General features: G+C 74.8%; 2 protein-coding genes and 1 pseudogene. 2 read left to right on the plus strand and 1 reads right to left on the minus strand.

Annotated features, from left to right (window positions below):
- Positions 1-268, plus strand: a pseudogene (locus tag ACFXA3_RS42300) (hypothetical protein); the annotation flags it as partial.
- Positions 269-335: 67 nt separating this feature from the next.
- The gene (locus ACFXA3_RS42305) at positions 336-1115 is read left to right on the plus strand and encodes a hypothetical protein (protein WP_385196819.1); all 780 of its coding nucleotides are present in this window, start codon (positions 336-338) and stop codon (positions 1113-1115) included.
- 26 nt (positions 1116-1141) lie between these two features.
- Here ACFXA3_RS42305 and ACFXA3_RS42310 read toward each other — a convergent pair.
- A partial coding sequence (locus tag ACFXA3_RS42310; protein WP_385196822.1) for a DUF6545 domain-containing protein occupies positions 1142-1596 on the minus strand: 455 nt, incomplete at its 5' end.

Raw genomic sequence — 1596 nt, forward strand, 5'->3', positions numbered from 1 at the left:
GGCCGGGGCCGTGCTGCCCGCGCCCGCGCCGCCCGCGCCGGAACCCGGGGAGCCTGCCGGGCCGGCTCCGGCCGAAGCGCCCGCCCCGCCCCGGGCCGCAGCCGCGCCCGCGCGCGTGAGCGCCTTCCACGTGCGTCCGTACCGCTCGGTCGCCCTGGAGCGGCGCACCCCGGGCGGCATGTCCACCGTGATGCTCATGGTCGTCGTCACCACCCCGGCCGTACTCGCCGCCGCCGCGCTGCGGCCGCGCTCCAAGAGCCGCGGCTGAGCCCGCACGCCGCAGCTCGCATCCGCATCCCGCATCCACCCACCGATCCACCAACGGGAGTACCCACGTGTCCGAATGGCTGGTCCTGGCCGTCGCCATGGCGCTCGTCTGCGCCCTCGTCCTTGCCTTCACCCTGCTCCGGCACCGCCGGGTCGCGGAGGACGAGGACACCAGCGAAACCCCCGACGTCATCGAGTACATGACGATGATGGTGGGCGTGGTCTACGCCATCGTGCTCGGTCTGGCGATCGCGGGCGTCTGGGAGGCGCGCGGCGCCGCCGAGGACAGCGTGCGCCGCGAGGCCCAGTCGCTGTACGAGGTCACCCAGCGCGCCGACGTCTACCCGGCCCCGGTCCGCGACCGGATCCGCGGCGAGGTCGACGCGTACGTCTCCCACACCGTCGCCGTGGACTGGCCGCTGCTGACCGCGGGCGAGGGCGCCTCGCCCCAGGGCGCCGAGCTGCTCGGCAAGCTCCGCACGGACGTCACCCACCAGAGCCCGGCGAACGAGCTCCAGGCACAGGCCTACCAGCCGCTGCTGGACCACATCGCGGCCGCCGACGACGCCCGGCACTCGCGCGTGCAGGCCGACGAGTCGACCCTGCCGGGCGTGGTGTGGTTCGGGCTGCTGGTCGGCGGGGTGGTGACGGTCGGGCTGATCTTCACCCTGCAGATCCGCCGGTCGGGCCGGGAGCTGCTGCTGGCGGGGCTGTTCAGTGCGCTGATCGTGTTCCTGCTGTTCATGGTGTGGAGCTTCGACGCGCCGTACGGCCGGGAGGGAATCGATTCCGCCGGCCCGTTCCAGGACCTGTTCCCCAAGGTGGCGCTGGCCGTGGCCCAGCGCTGACCCCCCCGGGCCCGGCGGGCCGGTGTTCAGGCCGGCCCGCTCCCGGTGAGCGCGACCTCCCGGCGGACGGCCGCCACGACGGGCGAATGCCGCAGTGCGTGGGAGATCCGTACGAGGTCCCGCGGCCCAGCGAGGGTGTCGGGGACGCTCTCCTCGCTGGCTCCGATGACCGCGCCCTCGGGATCCGCCGAGCGGGCCCGGACGGCGGCCGCGACCATCGCCGCGTCGGCGACGGCGCGGGCCGTCTCCTCGTCCGTCCCGCCCGCGAGGGCGCGCGCGTACGCGTCCTCGCGGCGGTTCGGGTCGAAGTACGGGCCCAGGTGCAGGAACCCGTCGTGGATGTCCGACTCGCGCTGGATCACCCGCAGTTCCGCCGGGGCCCACCAGGACATCTGCACGCAGGGCGTACCGGCGGGGGCACCGATCTGCACCTCGTGCCAGAGCGCGCCGAGCCGCCGGTACGTCGTCCAGGCTGTCTCTT

Origin of the sequence: Streptomyces sp. NPDC059456, assembly GCF_042750055.1 — a bacterium.
GTDB lineage: Bacteria > Actinomycetota > Actinomycetes > Streptomycetales > Streptomycetaceae > Streptomyces.